Source organism: Mesorhizobium sp. M0590 (assembly GCF_040320905.1).
In the GTDB taxonomy this organism is placed as follows: Bacteria; Pseudomonadota; Alphaproteobacteria; order Rhizobiales; family Rhizobiaceae; genus Mesorhizobium.
Window position 1 is genome coordinate 554,682 of record NZ_JAMYQN010000002.1, and the last position, 14,830, is coordinate 569,511.

Below are 14,830 nucleotides of genomic sequence, written 5' to 3' on the forward strand. Positions count from 1 at the left end.
ACAAGAGGGAGACGGGCAACTCACGGAACCAGATCGATTTCCTCGGTCTCGCCGCCACTGCAGGTGTAGCAGCAATCGTCGCACTTTTCCGTATTGCCGGGGCCGACGCCCCAATAGGTATTCTCGTCGCCATCGACCCAGGCGCCGTAGCAGATCGATTCGCCGTCACTGCAGGACAGCGGGATCGCCTTGGTCTCGCCGTCGTTGAGATAGTAATCCTGATTGTTGCCCGGCCAGACATGATCGCGGTCCTGGCTGTAGAGCTCGACGCGCATGGCGTTGGGATGGCTGTTCTTGATCTCGAAAGTGACATCGCCGGCATGCGCGACGGGCGCAAACAGTGCGGCAAGGCAAAGCGCCGCGACGGCGCGGCGCGCGAAAGCATAGGACAACATTGCAATTTCCCCCGGAATGAAGCGGCCTGCCCGACCGCGAGGGGGAACATGGCATGGCGGCGGGATGGGTGGAAGGGGGTGCGCCATTTGCACATCGCGAAAGCGCAGCGTTGCCAAGGAAGACCCCTCTCCGGTTTGCTTCGCAAACCACCTCTCCCCACTTCGTGGGGCAAGGAAATGCCAATCGCCGAAGCCTCACAAGACCTGGGTTCCTCGCCCCCACAAAGTGGGGGAGAGGCCGGAGCGGGGGCGGTTCGACCGGGCTCAACGGCCAGGCTTCAGCAGCGTCCAGATCCAGCCGATGAATGTGAGCACCAGGAAGGGATATCCGGCAGCGGGCAGCGGCTCCGAGGTCGGCAGCAGAGGCGTACCCCACAGGATCAGGCCCGCCGACGCAACAAACAGCAAGGCGGCCACGACAGCGGTAAGCCGCATCCACAGCGCGAAGGTTTTCGGCGCACTGACCATGACCAGCGCCGCCGCCCAAAGCGAGATACCGCCGACATAGGAGGGTACGCTGGCCTCAAGCCCGGCCGCATTGCCGGCCAGCAGCAGGCTCTCGCCGGCGAGAAAGGTCAGAAATCCGGCCGCCACCCAGTCATTGCCCTGGCGCTGATATTTCATCGTCAGCAGCGCGGTCGCCACCACGAGCGCCACGCCGTCGATCGTCCAGAGCGTTTCGCGGAGCGGGGCGCTCGCCACGAAGGTGCCGGCGAGGCCGAAGGCGCCACCGATGGCGAGGCCGATTGCAGCGACGATGTCCAAAGTGGAACGCATTTGATATCTCCTCACGCCGCGAAGAGGATACGTCAGCGTGGGGCGTCCTCAAAGCGCACGTCGAGGGGAACGCCAGGAGGACGGGGACGAGACAGCCGAGGCCAGTCAGCTCACGATTGGCTTTATCTAGCGGATTCTCCCTAGTGCTTCGTGCAGGGTTCTTAGCCGGCGCGATATAGTCTCCGACCGAGACCGCCTCTCGCCCCTCTGAAATGCCCTATGTCCAGCGACGAGTTCGAGCAGCCTTGCTTTTGGGATCGCCGGAGCGAGAAACCATGAAGATAAAGCGGCCCCAGAACTAAGGCCAAGTGCCAGCAGGCCGGCGCGGATCAACTTGTCAGGTTCAGACGTTGGCAAAGTGACGAAACCGATCAGGACGCCGATGGCCATACTAAAAACAGAGCCGATCACGAAAAACTTGCCTGTGGATACCCGTCGAAAAAACGACGCTACGTCGTCAAGAACGGCCTCTATAGTATCCTTGTCCTCACTGGATGGCCTTCGTACATTTCTGCCGAGAAATTCGGAGATTCTCCGCATAGACAAAAGGAGGTTTATGGTTGCAATCTCTAGCAATAGAACCACTCTAACCGGCACATCCTTGAACCAAGTAAAATCTTCGCCACAAACCGCTGAAAAGTACGCAGCCGAGTTCGGCTCTTTCAAAATAAAACGAGCAATTACCGTGTCGTTCTTTTCATTCTCAATAAGAAGCAATCTTGTTGTGCTCGACTTCTTCGTAGCCGCAAAAGCCGACTCAGCAATGATATATTCATAGTATTGCTTGTGCGGAAGCATCAAGTTGCTTACTCCGCCTGCAGGATCGCTGACGAATAGCCCAGCGCTCGCTACCTCGTTGGCAATCATCTCCGATAACTCCTGCGGACTATGATCCGCATACTTAGCCTCAAGGCGCCGAATTGCTTCTACAGTATCGACACTTGAGCCTGAAGTCTGAAAGATATTGAATACTTTCTTGTAGCTATCGAACACCACCTTATCCAAACGGGCCCGCGTTATCGTGTTCCTTGTATCGCGAGCGACCATGTCCCAGACAAGCAGCCTTGTGAAAGTTTCTCGCAATTCCCGCCGCAGCATCAGATACGTTGCTCCTATTGGTGCACCCGTCGTGCGTTGATAATTTTCGATTTCCGTCTCTTTTCGTTGATAGGCGGCGTCAAGATAGCGCTGAATGAGAACCGCGTCCGTTAACTGCTGTCCTTGTTTTTGCAGGTGTTCGATTTCGGGCCAGATTGTTGCCACCACAGGTAGCATTGATGGCCTAGAAACAATGTCGCGAAAGTTTCTATATTGATTTGCTGCGGCTATGACGGACGTCGCTAGCTCAATGTCAAATCCAGAAAGAGCTTTCATCACTTCGCCCGGCGTAAGGCGGTCAATTTCCCAGAGATCTGTATAGGCATTACCTGCAGCTCCTTTCGAGCCATCGACTCGAAGCGTTCTATTCTTCTCAGCTTCATCTATGAAGAAATTTGGCCTCCCGGTAAAAACGAGTTTTGTACCCGGATAAGCTAGTCGCCAAAGCGCATTGAAGTGCTCATGCCGATCAAAGGCCCGCCCTGCATTCCGGAGTTCGTCAAACCCTTCAAAAATTAAGACAGCCTCCCCAGCCTGGATCAGATTGTAGATCCGACGGGCGTCCAGCCCAAACCGAATTGCCCACGGCGCCAAAAAAGATGCAGGGTCCGTTTCTGCCGGGCTCTGACTTCTCAGTTCCATTAGCAACGGAACCGGCCCCGAAGATGCTTTCCTCTTGAGGTAGGCGCGTGCCCACTCCACACACAAGGCCAACATTGCCGTGCTCTTTCCTTGTCCGTACTCACCGACAATTGCCAAATGCCTGCGCGAGTTCTCTCGAATCCACGCTTCATACACCGCGGCAAGATCGTACCGCTGATGTGAATGTCTGTCGCGCAATACGTGAGTACCCACGTAGGTGTCCGAGAGCGTTGACTGCGTCCCGCCTAAGGTTTCGTGGTCAAAGCGGTGAATTAATTCCCTAGCATACGAATCAAAATTCAATCCCTTTCGTAGTAACGAGGACCGTCCCCAGACCTCTATTTTCCTCCCTTTTACAAACACATTTTTATGAAGGTCGTTCTTTGTATCGAAAATGGCAAAAATGCGAACCGCACCTAGTTCGTATTTTTCATAGCCAACTGCATCAAGCCTACTTACTATTTCGGCGCGATTAAATTCACCGCTGAATACTAATACTATTACATTCTGCTTATCGTTATTTGCGGCTAGATACATGAACCCCAGCCAGGCAGAAATCCTACCCCGCCATCCGCCGCTTTCAATGATGATCTCCGAAAATGCACCGCACAGAAGACTCCTTGCCAAATCGTTCCATTTTGGTGGAGCTGGCGCCTCGGCGATTCGTTGTTTCCAATTAATTGCGGCATCGCTCGCTATTAGATCAGGCTGCCCCTTTGCAATTCGGGCGGCTTCTGCCAAAGCCAGAGAAAAAAGATTATTGTCCCGATTTTGTTTCGCTAGTTCGCTGACCGTAATAGTCGGCTTTGCGTCCCAATTGACCATCGCTCTGTCTCCAAAGCGCCAGATAGCCATCATCGCAACGAATGCTAAGCCTGAACCAAGAAGGCCATAGATTGAGGGGGGTCCTGGCGGGAGATCTCTTACAATCTCACGACCAGCTAGATCGTTAATTACTGACAGAGCAAGTGAGGCAATTTCAAAGAAAAAGGAACCAGACAAGAAATTAAGCAAAGTCGCAAGACACGTAATAATCGAAAAGACCACAAAAAAGGCAAAGCGCGCCTTAGACGCGGTCATTCTATATCTCAGGTATGCTATGTAAATAACTGAGCAAAGAAAAGAAATCCCTAAGAATAGCGACAAAGCGTTGTCAAACAACTTTGCTATCATTTGAAAGCCCCCAAGCCGTTACCTTATTGTTGTTTCCGGCAAATAGCAAGAGTGGAGGATTGGCGGTCGTATACACAACGATCCGCAAAATATTCTCAACTGCGGATATTTGGCGGACGCAGACTGAACAACTACCCAAAGAGTCCTGCTGGCAGCCCTGATGGCGCTTGCGCCCCATCTCCACCCTGCCGCTTCAGCGTCGCGCTGGCGGGGGGCCCGCTGCCTCCGGCAGCTCCCCCGCTTTCGAAGCCTGCCATCGATTCACTGGATCGATGGCTTGGCGCTGTGCGCGCCAACCGGCTTCTCAATCCCCCATCTTCAAGGCCTGGATAAACGCCTCCTGCGGGATGTCCACCTTGCCGAACTGGCGCATCCGCTTCTTGCCCTCTTTCTGCTTGTCGAGCAGCTTGCGCTTGCGTGATACGTCGCCGCCGTAGCATTTGGCGGTGACGTCCTTGCGCAGCGCCGAGATGGTCTCGCGGGCGATGACCTTGCCGCCGATCGCCGCCTGGATCGGGATCTTGAACAGATGATGCGGGATCAACTCCTTCAGCTTCTCGCACATCTGGCGGCCGCGCTTTTCCGCCGCCGTGCGGTGGACCAGCATCGATAGCGCGTCGACCGGCTCCTCATTGACCAGGATCGACATTTTGACCAGGTCGCCCTCGCGATAGTCGGTCAGGTGATAGTCGAAGGAGGCGTAGCCCTTGGAGATCGACTTCAGCCGGTCGTAGAAGTCGAAGACGACTTCGTTGAGCGGCAGGTCGTAGATCAGCATGGCGCGCTTGCCGACATAGGACAGGTCGGCCTGGATGCCGCGCCGGTCCTGGCAGAGTTTCAGGATGCCGCCGAGATAGTCGTCCGGGGTGAGGATGGTGGCGCGGATCCACGGCTCCTCGATGGCCGAAATCTTGACCACGTCGGGCATGTCGGCCGGGTTGTGCAGTTCCTTGACCGTGCCGTCGTTCAACAGCAGGCGGTAGACGACGCTAGGCGCGGTGGCGATGAGATCGAGATTGAATTCGCGCTCCAGCCGCTCCTGGATGATTTCGAGATGCAGCAGGCCAAGGAAGCCGCAGCGATAGCCGAAGCCAAGGGCGGCACTGGTTTCCATTTCAAAGGAGAAGGAGGCGTCGTTGAGGCGCAGCTTGCCGACGGCGGCGCGCAGATCCTCGAAATCGGCGGCGTCGACCGGGAACAGGCCGCAGAACACCACCGGCTGCGCCGGCTTGAAGCCGGGCAGGGCCTGTGCCGTCGGGCGCTTGTCCTCGGTGATGGTGTCACCGACGCGAGTGTCGGCGACTTCCTTGATCGAGCCGGTGAAGAAGCCGAACTCGCCGGGGCCGAGCTCGTCGACATTGATGCGGGCGGGCGTAAAGACGCCGGTGCGCTCGACCAGGTACCTGGCGCCGGTGCCCATCATGCGGATGGTCTGGCCCTTCTTCAGCACGCCGTCGATGATGCGGACCAGCACGATAACGCCGAGATAGGCGTCGTACCAGCTGTCGACCAGCATCGCCTTCAGCGGGGCCGCGATGTCGCCCTCGCGCGGCGGCGGCAGATCGTTGACGATCGCTTCGAGCACGTCGGGAATGCCGAGGCCGGTCTTGGCCGAAATCAGCACGGCGTTGGAGGCGTCGATGCCGATCACCTCCTCGACCTGTTCGCGGATGCGCTCGGGCTCGGCGGCGGGCAGGTCGACCTTGTTCAGCACCACGACGATCTCGTGGTTGTTGTCGATCGCCTGGTAGACATTGGCCAGCGTCTGCGCCTCGACGCCTTGCGAGGCGTCGACGACCAGCAGTGAACCTTCGCAGGCGGCGAGCGAGCGCGACACTTCATAGGCGAAGTCGACATGGCCGGGCGTGTCGATCAGGTTGAGGATATAGTCCTCGCCATTGTTGGCGCGGTATTTCAGCCGCACCGTCTGCGCCTTGATGGTGATGCCGCGCTCGCGCTCGATGTCCATCGAGTCCAGCACCTGCTCCTTCATGTCGCGCAGCTCCAGCCCGCCGGTCGACTGGATCAGCCGGTCGGCAAGCGTGGATTTGCCATGGTCGATATGGGCAACGATGGAGAAGTTGCGGATGTTTTTGATCGGCGTGGTCATGCGGCGCGCTTTAGCAGGGGCACGCTACATCGGCAAGCGGCGGGGCGCGGGTGCGGCGGCGGGGCGGCAAAGTCGTTAAACTTTGATCCATGAGATTAGAGCATAGTTCGCGCCCGGCGTGATAGCCCACTGGCCATCGCCGTTTCGGGGGGATCGGAATGCCGTTGTCAGCACGCAAATTTCTCAGATCGGTGAGCGGCTCGTTCGCGCCATTGCTCGCCATCTTGCTTATCCCGATGGTTGCCGCATTGGGTTTTTCCATCGACTATACCTCTGCGGTTTCAACCAGGGCATCGATGCAGAACGCCCTCGATGCAGCGTCGCTGTCGATCACGACGCTTTCGACGGACACCTCACTGGCGGACCGCCAGGTAAAACTGCAGGAGGCATACCTGGCCAATGGCGGGCAAGGCACGGCCAAGCTCGACAGCTTCGTCGTCGCCACCGACGGCGCCGCCAGCATCAAGGCTTCGGCCGGCTTTGCCATGCCGACGAATTTCATGCAGATCGCCAGGATCAACACGGTGCAGATCGGCGTTGCGTCGGCAGTGACAAAGCGGCCGGCATTGGTGCAAGCCACGTTCAAGGTCGACAAGATCTCTGGCTGGTGGGACAAGACGGTGACGCTCTACGGCACCAAACCAGGTGACGCGGCGGCCAACAAGCTGATGAGGATCTCCTACGCGTACAACAGGTTTGGCGATCCCAAAGGCTACGGGACGTCCTCTGTTTACACGATCAACGGAACGACGGAGACGCTGGTCCAGAAACAAGTATGCACGACCGTCACGGTGACCAGCTTCTATGGCTTGCCCACCGGCACAATCACTCAGATCAGCGGTACCAGGAAATACGCAACCACCTGCGTCAACACGATGTATCCCGCGACCGGCGCCGGTGCGGTGATCGACGTGAAGGACATGGATAACCTGTCTCTGGAGATGAAGATTCCGAATCCCAATCCTGGTCTTGGCGGCGGCTATCTGGCCTCGGGCACGAAAGAAACCCTGCGATCGGACGATCCGGCCACGTCCGACCGATTGTTTATCGACAAGGTCAAGACGCTGGCCAATACGACTGTCGACATCTTTGAGGCCGTGCCGTGCGGCATCACCAGCAGTCAAGCGTGGGAAGATGGCGGATCACTTACCAACAACACCATAGACGATGCCGATTTTTCCTATTTTGTGACCGGCAAGTGCGCGTTCAACAAGCGGCCTTCGGAAACCGTGCTCACACAATAGGGGCGACTTGAGTGCCGATCTCCCCCTTGTGGGTCCTCAAGGGGGGAGATCGGACATCCCCTCGGCTCTCGCTAATGCTCTAGGAACTCGGACTTCTCCTCAATCACGAAGCGGTGATGCTGTAACGAACCGTGTGTCGGCGGCGAAGTGTGGACATGGAACCGCACAGGAGAACAGCGATGACCGGATCGGAACGAAGCACAGCCCTGATGGGGCTCGCCGCGGCACTGTTTTCCGCGACTGTGCTGTCGGCAACCAGCGCGGCCGCCGGCCAGACGCTGACCGTCGTAGAGCTGTTCACCAGCCAGGGCTGCTCGTCCTGTCCGCCGGCCAACGCCAATCTGATCAAGGTCAAGGACCGGCCCGGCGTGCTGGCGCTGTCCTTCAACGTCACCTACTGGGACTATCTCGGCTGGAAGGACACATTCGGCAAAGAAGAATTCACGCAGCGCCAGGTCCGCTATGAACCGTCGCTCGGCCGTTCCGGCCCGTTCACGCCGCAAGTGGTGGTCAACGGCAGGGCCGATGCCGTCGGCGCCAGGCCGGGCGAGATCGAGCAGTTGATTTCGAGTGGCGGCCACGGTGACGGACCTTCGTTGTCGCTCGCCGGCGGGAAGGTCAGCATCGGCGCCGGTCCGGTGCCCGGCGGCAGGGCCGATGTCTGGCTGGTGCGTTACGACAAGGGCGTCGTCGAGGTGCCGGTGGCGCGCGGAGAAAACACCGGCCGCACGCTGCCGCACGCCAATGTCGTGCATTCGCTGACCAGGCTGGGCAGTTGGACCGGCGACGCCACCGCACTGCCGCTGCCGGCGGCGACGGGCGGCCTCAGCACAGCGGTGCTGGTGCAGGTGCCGGGCGGCGGGCCGATCCTCGCTGCCGCAGCGAATTAGAACCCGTTCCGAAATTTGCGCAACGCCGCAGCGGCGCCGCTGCATGCCGTCAACCCCTGCCAAACCCTAGGAGATCATCATGACCAATCCTTTGACCAATCGCCCGACCCTGGCGGCACTCGCCTTCGCACTTTGCTCGACGGCGCTGTTCGCAGGAGGCGCGGCGCGGGCCGAAGATGCGATGAAGCCGGCGAACGCCATGGCAACAAACGCCATGAAACCGGCAACGGACGCAATGAAGCCGGCCGGCGCCATGGCGGCTGACGCGATGGCCACGACCGCGATGAAGGCGACAGATCCGATGAAGGCCGACTGCATGGCCAAGGCCGCCGCCGAGACGGACGCCATGAAGAAAGCCGAAGCGACCAAGGCCTGCGATGCCATGGCTCCGGCCAAATAGGCGATGCGCACAGCAATGTGAGAGCCCGGCGGACCTATCCGTCGTATAATCCACACCAGCATCATGGGAGATCAGACATGACGGGAGCCCTGAAACGATCGTCGATTTTCGCAAAAGCAGCACTTGCCGCGCTCATCCTCACGGCCGCCGCGGCCGTGCTCTGGCAGACGCCGGCAGTCTCGGCCGAAGACGCGGTGGTGATCCCGCCGCCGGCATTGGACGAGAAGGCCACCGCCGGCACCGAAAAGGCGGTCTTCGCCGGCGGCTGCTTCTGGGGTGTGCAAGGCGTGTTCCAGCACGTCAACGGCGTCACCAGCGCCGTTTCCGGCTATGCCGGCGGCGACAAGGACACGGCCGTCTATGAAATGGTCGGCACCAACCGGACGGGCCATGCCGAATCCGTCGAGATCACCTACGAGCCGTCCGAGGTGACCTACGGCCAGCTGCTGCAGGTGTATTTCTCGGTCGCGCACAATCCGACGCAGCTGAACTACCAGGGGCCGGACAGCGGCACCCAGTACCGTTCGACGATCTTTGCCGAAAACGACACGCAGAAAAAGATCGCCGAAGGCTACATCGCCCAGCTCGACAAGGCCAAGGTGTTTCCCAAGCCGATCGTGACGACGCTGGAGACCGGCAAGACCTTCTATCCGGCCGAGGACTATCACCAGGACTTTCTGACGCTCAACCCGACCTATCCCTATATCGTCTACAACGATCTGCCCAAGGTCGAGAATCTGAAGCGGCTCTTCCCCAACCTCTACCGCGAAAAGCCGGTACTGGTGCTGGCCGCCAGCAAGAGCTGAGTTTTGCGGCGGGGCCTGCTGATCTCCCCCCTTGAGGGGGAGATGGCCGGCAGGCCAGAGGGGGTCGGTTCGGTTGGCGCGACGCGGTCCGGCATATCGAGGAAGACGAAGTTGGCACTCCACGCGCGGCGACCCCCTCTGTCGCTTTCAGCGACATCTCCCCCTCAAGGGGGGAGATCAGCAGTTTCCGCGCTTCGCACTACTCCCCCTTTTTCCAGGGCAGGCTCCAGCGCACCTTCTCCAGCGTCGCCTTTGCCTCGGCCGAGTCCGGGTCGGGCTCTGTCTCGCGATAATGCGCCGAGCCCTCAGGCGGGTAGGCAAGTGTGTTGTTGAGGGCGAATTTGTCGATCTGGCTGAAGTCGGGGAAAGGCAGGTTTTGCGCCTCGCGCCAATCGCTGACCCTTTTCTCCGCGGCGATGCGTTTTTCGTCGTCGACCGGAAGGTCGGTGGCTCTGTATTCCAGTGACGAAGGGAAGGCGAACTGCGCGCCGGCATCATCCATGATGTTGATCATGGACAACAGGATGTCCTCGCGGATGGCTTGAAAATCGGCCACGTCGGCGGTTTTGATATAAGTGAACACGTCGATATCGAGCGAATAGGCGCCGAAGCCGGCAAAGCGCACGCGGCACGGCTCATCGATGACGCGCGGATGGGCAATCAGCAACTTGCGCAGCTCGGCCAGGACGTAACGTAGCTGATCGGGCGTCGTTTCGTAGCGCAGCTGCAGCGTCGTCGCGAACCGGGTGCGGTCGCGATGCGCGTAGTTCTCGATCTGCATGCCGGCGAAATCCGAGTTTGGCACCGAGATGATCGTGCGGTCGAGCGACCGGATGCGGGTGGAGCGCATGCCGATATGCTCGATCGTGCCGGACTGGTCGCCGAACTTGCAGAAGTCGCCGACGCTGACCGGCCGGTCGGCATAGAGCGTCAGGCCGGAGAGGAAGTTCTGCAGCGTCGGCTGCGCCGCCAGCGCCACCGCCAGACCGCCGATGCCGAGACCGGCAATGACGCCTTCGTAGGGGATGGCGAGCACTTCGGCCAGCAGCAGGAAGGCGACGACCAGCACGGCGACGCGCGCCACGCCGGTGGACAGCGAAATCAGCGTGTCGTGATAGCCGGGCACCTGCCACAGTCCACGGTAATGGTCGGCGACCTTGCCGATCAGGTGCCAGACCACCGGCACGGCGCCAATCACGACCAGGCTCCAGGCGATTGCCTTGACCGGGGCGGCGACCACTTGCGGCAGACCGAGCGGGCGCAGCGTCAACAGCAGGAAGAGGCCAAGCACGATCGAGCGCACCGCCCATTCGACAATGCGGAAGAAGGCCGGGCTGTCCGTCCTTCGCACAAACAAGGAAATCAGCGCATTGGCGATGAAGCCGAAGACGATGCCGGCCAGTGCGGCAAGGCCGAGCATCCACCATTGCCAGTGCTCCATCGGGCCGGCGCGGGTGAGCAGGCCGGGGCTGATCTCGCGGGCGAGGCCACGGGCGATGAAGAACGGGTCGGTGCTGGCGAAGGCGGCGAATTCCGGCGCCACCGGCATGTCTTCGACATCGGCGTAGAGCGCGCGGATGTGGGCGAGCGTCTCGGGCGTGAACTGCCAGATCTTGCCCTTCTCAGTCTCGACTGGGCCGATGACGATGTTGCCGGCGGGATGCTCGAAATAGACGAAGGGGGTGTTGCTCTTCGGATCGTCGGGGATCTCCTGCCAATAGACGTAGCCGATGCGGTCGATGACCTTTTTGAGATAGCGCTCGAGCAGGAACGCCTCGTCGCCACGCACCGCCTGACTGTAGTTGCGCAGGTCGAGCGCCGCCTGGGCCGGGTCGCCGGCTTCGGTGAGGCCGCTCAACAGTACCTTGAACGTGTCGCGCGGCGAGGCGAGCCTGCTCGGATCGTCGACCATGTCGACGGCTTCGCCACGCGCTTCCTGGAATTCGGCGAGCTTTGCCTGGAGTTGGCCAAGTGGCGGCCCGACGATGAACCAGTCGCCATTCTTGCGGCGAAAAGTGACGGCGAAGGAGACCCTGGTGCCGTATTGCGGCAGCGTCGCCGTCACCTCGTCTCCGGAAATCGCATCATGCGGCAGGCTCCACAGACGGAACGTCGCGTTGTCGATGACGGTGAACAGAAGCTTGGTGTAATCGGGCATGTTGAGGCCGCCGCGGTCGGCCTCGGTGACGTCGACGAGACCCGCTGCCAGACCGGCAAGACCCATGCCGCCACCGGTGGCGCGCGGCACGTTGTCGGCGCCGCTCTCGTTCATCGTCTGCAGGAACGAGCGCATGGTGCTCATCGGGCTCGACTGGTCGACACGGACGTCCTCGACGGCGCTGACGCGCACACCTGTCCACCATTCGGCGGTGGCGGCATCGAAGCGGCCCATGAAGCTGCCGCCGTCAGGCGATTGGACGAAGGTGAAGGCGCCCTGGCGGTCGCCTTCGAACCAGTGGCCGACAAGCTTGTCGCCTTCGGCCTTGGCCTCGATACGGCCGTTATAAAGCGGGTACACGCCCTTTACGTCAGTGCCCGTCTGCTCGAACTTGATCTGGGCGCCGCCGCCGCGCCACTTCGTGTCCCACACGCCCGTCCAGTTGGCCGCGTCCTGGGCATGCGCCTGCGGCATGGCCGGCAGCAGGCCGGCAAGCGCGAGTGCGCCGATCAGCGCGACCGTCCGGATCAGCAAAAGCAGCAGCCGATCCTGTCCTGCCGCAGAAAAGGGGTTCATTCTGTTGCCCTTCTTCTTGCCGGCGATTCTGCTGGGCCGGCCAGAGAAGGTTATTCCGCTTGAAGATGAATATTCTGTTTCAGGCGACGGCGATACCGGTCAGTCATAGGTCAGATCCGTCGCCTTGCCGGCGAACACCCGGTAGGCAAAGAACGAATAGAAGATGATGATCGGCAGCACGACGACCGTCCCGACCAGGATGACGGCCAGGCTTTCGGGTGCCGAAGCAGCCTGCCAGATGGTCAGCCGGTCGGGCACCACGAAGGGGTAGAACGACCAGGCGAGGCCGGCAAAGCCGAGCGTGAAGATCGCGGCCAATGTCAGGAACGGGAGCAGCGCGTGGCGGTCGTCGGGCTTCGGCAGATGGAAGGTCTGGCGCCACAGCCACAGGAACAGCACTGCCGACAGGATCGGCAGCGGCGACAAATAGAGCATGGCCGGCCAGACGAACCATTTGTCGAAGATGCGCGCGCTGGCAAAGGGCGTGGCCAGCGATACCGCGACCATGCCGAGCGCGGTCAGCACCAACGCCGTGCGCAGCCACAGCACCGCCTTCTTCTGCAGATCGCCTTCGGTCTTATAGATGACCCAGGCCGCGCCCATCGCCGCGTAGGCCGCGGCAAGGCAGAGCGCCACCAGCGCGCCGAACGCCATGCCGCCAGGGCCGACGTCGAGGCCGAGCACATAGACGCCGAGCATATAACCTTGCGCCAGCGAAGCGATGACCGAGCCGAGGAAGAAGATGCGGTTCCAGCGGTGCTTCCTGCCGGCCGGCACCTTGGCGCGGAAATCGAAGGCGACGCCGCGCAGGATCAAGCCGACCAGCAGCACGAAGACCGGAATGTAGAGCGCCGTCAGAATGGTGCCGTGCGCCAATGGAAAGGCGACCAGCAGCAAGCCCACCGCCAGCACCAGCCAGGTCTCGTTAGCGTCCCAGAACGGGCCGATGGCGGCGATCATCGTATCCTGTTCGGTGTCTTCGGCTGCGGCGAACAGGATGCCGATGCCGAGATCGAAGCCGTCGAGGATGACGTAGATCAGGATAGCGAGGCCCATCAGGCCGGCGAAGATCAGAGGCAGCAGGGTCGGCCAGTCGAAGCTCATGATGTTTCTCCTGGTTGCGCAACCGGCTGCGACAGCGGCCTGTTCATGACGCCCGGTAGCGGCGAGGTGTCACCATCCTTCGCCGCCTTCAATGCCAGATGCACCAACACGCCGAGATAGGCGATCAAGAGCAGCACATAGAGGATGAGATAGACCGCGAGCGACAGCGCGACATGGCTGCCGGCGACCGGCCCGACAGCATCGGCGGTACGCAGCACGCCGGTGACCAGCCAGGGCTGGCGGCCGATCTCGGTGGTGTACCAGCCGGCCAGCGTCGCCAGCCAGCCGGACAGCGCCATCGGCACCATGACAAGCGCCAGCGGCTTGGGCAGGCCGTGGCGGCGCTTGAGGAAGAAGGCCGCCGACCAGGAGACGGCGAGCATCAGGAGGCCGGTGCCGACCATGATGCGAAAGCCCCAGAACACCGGAAATACCGGGGGATGGTTGCCGGCATAATCGTTCAGCCCCGGTACGACGCCGCCGGCGCTGTGCCTGAGGATGAGGCTGGCGCCATCGGGAATGGTGAGCTCGAACCTGTTCTCCTTGGCCGCTTCATCGGGAAGCGCAAACAGCACCAGCGGCACGTTGGGACCGGTGTTCCAGTTGGCCTCCATCGCGGCGATCTTCTGCGGCTGGTGTTCCAGCGTGTTGAGGCCGTGCTGGTCGCCGGCAAAGATCTGGATGGGGATCAGGATCGCGGCGGTGAAGACGCCGGTGCGCAGCGCCTTCCACATCGATTCCGAGCGATCGCCGTAGAGATAGCGCAGCGCCGACAGGCCGGCGACCAGGAACGAGACGGTCAGGCCCGAAGCAAGCAGCATATGGACGAGCCGGTAGGGCATGGACGGATTGAAGACAACGGCCCACCAGTCGGTGGCGTGCGCAACACCATCGCGCATTTCGAAGCCGGCCGGCGTCTGCATCCACGAATTGAGCGCGATGATCCAGAAGGCGGACAAGGTGGTGCCGCCGGCCACCAGCACCGTCGCCAGCGTGTGGACGCGGTTCGAGACACGGCGGAAGCCGAACAGCATGATGCCGAGGAACGCCGCCTCGAGGAAGAAGGCGGTCAAGATTTCGTAGGCCAGCAGCGGGCCGGCAATGTTGCCGACCGTCTCCATATAGCCCGGCCAGTTGGTGCCGAACTGAAAACTCATGGTGACGCCGGAAACCACGCCCATGGCGAAGGACAGCGCGAATACCTTAACCCAGGTGAAATAAGCGCGCATCCAGGCGGAATCGTTTGTCGCGTTGTAGCGGAGCTTGAAGAACAGCAGCACCCAGCCGAGCGCGATGGTGATCGCCGGGAACAGGATGTGGAACGAGATGTTCGCGCCGAACTGTATGCGCGACAGAATGAGCGGGTCCATGGCGGCTCCGGCTGCTGCTTGTTTGTTGAAGGATAGGCTTGATGCACCGGACGGTCAAAGCGGCGTCCCGCCGCGAGGCGGAACGCC

The 14,830-nt window shown here is 60.8% G+C and carries 11 protein-coding genes; 4 read left to right on the forward strand and 7 right to left on the reverse strand.

Going from position 1 to position 14,830, the window contains the following annotated elements; translation table 11 throughout:
• Positions 1 to 20: 20 nt before the first annotated feature.
• The 4 genes from NKI52_RS06420 to lepA all read right to left on the reverse strand — a co-directional run bounded on the left by NKI52_RS06420 (position 21) and on the right by lepA (position 6,195).
• Entirely contained in the window at positions 21 to 392 is a 372-nt protein-coding gene (locus tag NKI52_RS06420; protein WP_023679031.1) for a hypothetical protein, read from the reverse strand.
• A gap of 267 nt (positions 393 to 659) precedes the next feature.
• Positions 660 to 1,172 (reverse strand): hypothetical protein, encoded by a 513-nt coding sequence (locus NKI52_RS06425; RefSeq protein ID WP_023679030.1) that lies wholly within the window; start codon positions 1,170 to 1,172, stop codon positions 660 to 662.
• Positions 1,173 to 1,298: 126 nt separating this feature from the next.
• A complete protein-coding gene (locus tag NKI52_RS06430; protein WP_023679029.1) occupies positions 1,299 to 4,085 on the reverse strand; it encodes an NACHT domain-containing protein in 2,787 nt (928 codons plus the stop codon).
• A 304-nt stretch (positions 4,086 to 4,389) separates the two neighbouring features.
• Positions 4,390 to 6,195: a translation elongation factor 4 gene (gene lepA, locus NKI52_RS06435; protein ID WP_352509385.1), complete on the reverse strand. Its 1,806-nt coding sequence runs from the start codon at positions 6,193 to 6,195 to the stop codon at positions 4,390 to 4,392.
• A 191-nt stretch (positions 6,196 to 6,386) separates the two neighbouring features.
• Between lepA and NKI52_RS06440 the strand changes: the two genes are divergently transcribed.
• The 4 genes from NKI52_RS06440 (at position 6,387) to msrA (ending at position 9,535) form a co-directional block, all read left to right on the forward strand.
• The gene (locus NKI52_RS06440) at positions 6,387 to 7,439 is read left to right on the forward strand and encodes a TadE/TadG family type IV pilus assembly protein (RefSeq protein ID WP_352640911.1); all 1,053 of its coding nucleotides are present in this window, start codon (positions 6,387 to 6,389) and stop codon (positions 7,437 to 7,439) included.
• A gap of 179 nt (positions 7,440 to 7,618) precedes the next feature.
• The gene (locus NKI52_RS06445) at positions 7,619 to 8,329 is read left to right on the forward strand and encodes a DUF1223 domain-containing protein (protein WP_352620818.1); all 711 of its coding nucleotides are present in this window, start codon (positions 7,619 to 7,621) and stop codon (positions 8,327 to 8,329) included.
• 79 nt (positions 8,330 to 8,408) lie between these two features.
• On the forward strand, positions 8,409 to 8,729 hold the full coding sequence (locus NKI52_RS06450; RefSeq protein WP_352571561.1) for a hypothetical protein: 321 nt from the start codon (positions 8,409 to 8,411) through the stop codon (positions 8,727 to 8,729).
• Positions 8,730 to 8,806: 77 nt separating this feature from the next.
• Positions 8,807 to 9,535 carry a peptide-methionine (S)-S-oxide reductase MsrA gene (gene msrA, locus NKI52_RS06455; RefSeq protein ID WP_352697368.1) on the forward strand — a complete coding sequence of 243 codons (729 nt, stop codon included), beginning with the start codon at positions 8,807 to 8,809 and terminating at the stop codon, positions 9,533 to 9,535.
• 199 nt (positions 9,536 to 9,734) lie between these two features.
• Here the strand turns inward: msrA and NKI52_RS06460 are convergent, their stop codons facing one another.
• The 3 genes from NKI52_RS06460 to NKI52_RS06470 form a co-directional block, all read right to left on the reverse strand.
• Complete coding sequence (locus NKI52_RS06460) at positions 9,735 to 12,269, reverse strand: mechanosensitive ion channel family protein (RefSeq protein WP_352620822.1); 2,535 nt, start codon at positions 12,267 to 12,269, stop codon at positions 9,735 to 9,737.
• 99 nt (positions 12,270 to 12,368) lie between these two features.
• Positions 12,369 to 13,373, reverse strand: coding sequence for a cytochrome d ubiquinol oxidase subunit II (locus NKI52_RS06465; RefSeq protein WP_352571564.1), 1,005 nt, complete (start codon positions 13,371 to 13,373; stop codon positions 12,369 to 12,371).
• A complete protein-coding gene (locus NKI52_RS06470) occupies positions 13,370 to 14,743 on the reverse strand; it encodes a cytochrome ubiquinol oxidase subunit I (protein ID WP_352571565.1) in 1,374 nt (457 codons plus the stop codon). Before NKI52_RS06470 ends, NKI52_RS06465 begins: the two co-directional genes overlap by 4 nt.
• Positions 14,744 to 14,830 lie beyond the last annotated feature (87 nt).

What these genes read in the sequence shown, in the direction of transcription:
- NKI52_RS06425 (WP_023679030.1), bottom strand. Translation starts at nt 1,172, where the DNA reads ATGCGTTCCACTTTGGACATCGTCGCTGCAATCGGCCTCGCCATCGGT.
- NKI52_RS06430 (WP_023679029.1), bottom strand. Translation starts at nt 4,085, where the DNA reads ATGATAGCAAAGTTGTTTGACAACGCTTTGTCGCTATTCTTAGGGATT.
- lepA (WP_352509385.1), bottom strand. Translation starts at nt 6,195, where the DNA reads ATGACCACGCCGATCAAAAACATCCGCAACTTCTCCATCGTTGCCCAT.
- NKI52_RS06445 (WP_352620818.1), top strand. Translation starts at nt 7,619, where the DNA reads ATGACCGGATCGGAACGAAGCACAGCCCTGATGGGGCTCGCCGCGGCA.
- NKI52_RS06450 (WP_352571561.1), top strand. Translation starts at nt 8,409, where the DNA reads ATGACCAATCCTTTGACCAATCGCCCGACCCTGGCGGCACTCGCCTTC.
- msrA (WP_352697368.1), top strand. Translation starts at nt 8,807, where the DNA reads ATGACGGGAGCCCTGAAACGATCGTCGATTTTCGCAAAAGCAGCACTT.
- NKI52_RS06460 (WP_352620822.1), bottom strand. Translation starts at nt 12,269, where the DNA reads ATGAACCCCTTTTCTGCGGCAGGACAGGATCGGCTGCTGCTTTTGCTG.
- NKI52_RS06465 (WP_352571564.1), bottom strand. Translation starts at nt 13,373, where the DNA reads ATGAGCTTCGACTGGCCGACCCTGCTGCCTCTGATCTTCGCCGGCCTG.
- NKI52_RS06470 (WP_352571565.1), bottom strand. Translation starts at nt 14,743, where the DNA reads ATGGACCCGCTCATTCTGTCGCGCATACAGTTCGGCGCGAACATCTCG.